Origin of the sequence: Nocardia testacea NBRC 100365 (assembly GCF_000308775.1) — a bacterium.
Classification (GTDB): domain Bacteria; phylum Actinomycetota; class Actinomycetes; order Mycobacteriales; family Mycobacteriaceae; genus Nocardia; species Nocardia testacea.
Genome location: NZ_BAGJ01000156.1, coordinates 1 through 1,558, shown reverse-complemented (window position 1 = coordinate 1,558; position 1,558 = coordinate 1). Strand labels below are relative to the sequence as shown.

The following is a 1,558-nucleotide window of genomic DNA, read 5'->3' as shown; positions in this document are numbered from 1 at the left end:
AAACGAGCGAAACACTGGTCGGAGCCGGCGAGTCAGCTGTCCGAGTCTCGTAGGCCATGCTGTTTGTCCGACATGATGAGGGGAAATATGAGCGAGAACCGCACCGACGGTGTACGTAACGGCGCCAGGATCGCGGGTGTCGGTGCCGCGGCCGCCGTCGCAGTGGGCCTGTTGTCGGTGGGCGCCGCGAATGCCGATGCCTTCGTGGCGCTGCCCGATGGCCAGAAGGCCGGTCCCGGAGTGACCATCACCCGTACGGGTGAGCATGCCGTCGTATCGCCCTCCATGGCGGCCAACGGCGCGGGCCGGGTGGTCTGGGTCTCCGGAAACGCCATTGCCGATGTCACGGTGACGCCCGAAGGCGAACCCGGTCCGAACAACGGCCCGACCGGCGCGGACGGGACCAACAACTCGTCCACGCACGGCGCTTCGCAGCTCAATACCGGCTATATCGTCGGTTGTCAGGTGAGCATCGGGGAGGATGCGATCGGGCTGGGCGGTTCGCTGGGCCTGTCCCTCGACGGCGGTAGCGTCGGCGGGTCCGTCGGCGTCGACCTGGGCCCGGGCGAGGTCGCGTTCGTGCAGATCGACTACAAGGACATCACCAAGCCCGGCAAGTACTCGGTGGAGTACCAGGATGCCGAGATCGAGATCCAGGGCTGCGCGGGTTATGCGCAGGCGCGGTCGTACACAGTGGTCGAGATCATCGGCGACCACTATTCGAAGACCACCCTGTACGGCCAGCCGTTCAGCATCGGCTGAGCCGTCGCGCCAGTCCACGTCGCATCGAATCTCTCTCGCGCATTCCGCGAGCTCTCCCCTCGAAGGGTGTAACTGTCATGATCAACCGTAAGAATCTGGCGCGCCTGGCCGGTGTCGGCGCGGCCACCACCATCGCGCTGGGCCTGTTCTCCGCCGGTGCCGCCAACGCCGACACCTTCATCCCGCTGCCCGGCGGCGAACTCGTCAAGACGCTGTCCGACGGCACGGTGGTCACCGTGCGCATGGTCGGTGAGTCGGCGACCATCAGCCCGTCCATGGGCGCCACCCCGGTGCACCGCAACGCGTGGGCCTCCGGCAGCGCGCAGGTCGAGATCGCCGGCGGCGAGGATGTGGGCGGCAAGATCTACCCCGGCTATGTCGTGGGCTGCCAGGTCAATATCGACGGCGGCGGGGCCGAGAGCGGCGCCGGTGCCGACGTGGACACCGAAGGTGCCGTGAGCCCCAGCGGTGAGGTCGGCGGCAGTCTCACCGTCGGCCCCGGCCAGGCGAAATCGTTCTATGTCCTCGATATCGAGGGCCCGGACGACTTCGGCAGCGAGGATCACGCCACCAACAACAAGTTCCAGGGCAACAGCGGTTCGGTGACCTGGTCCGATCAGACCATCGGTCTGAGCGGCTGCGGCGGCTACGCGCAGGCGCGGTCGTTCGTCAAGGTCGAGGTGGAGACCGAGAACGTGATCACTTTCGTCACGCTGTGGGGCCAGCCCTTCAGCCTCGGCTGAGCCGATATCCGGCCAAACCGACATATTGTCACGAATACGGGCACGCCGCAGCC

Annotated in this window: 2 protein-coding genes; both read left to right on the top strand. The window is 66.7% G+C overall.

The features are described from left to right. Positions 1-87 precede the first annotated feature (87 nt). Positions 88-762 carry an MspA family porin gene (locus ON38_RS21450; protein WP_039826727.1) on the top strand — a complete coding sequence of 225 codons (675 nt, stop codon included), beginning with the start codon at positions 88-90 and terminating at the stop codon, positions 760-762. A gap of 77 nt (positions 763-839) precedes the next feature. Beyond that, complete coding sequence (locus tag ON38_RS21445; RefSeq protein WP_039826726.1) at positions 840-1,505, top strand: MspA family porin; 666 nt, start codon at positions 840-842, stop codon at positions 1,503-1,505. The last annotated feature ends 53 nt before the right edge of the window (positions 1,506-1,558 follow it).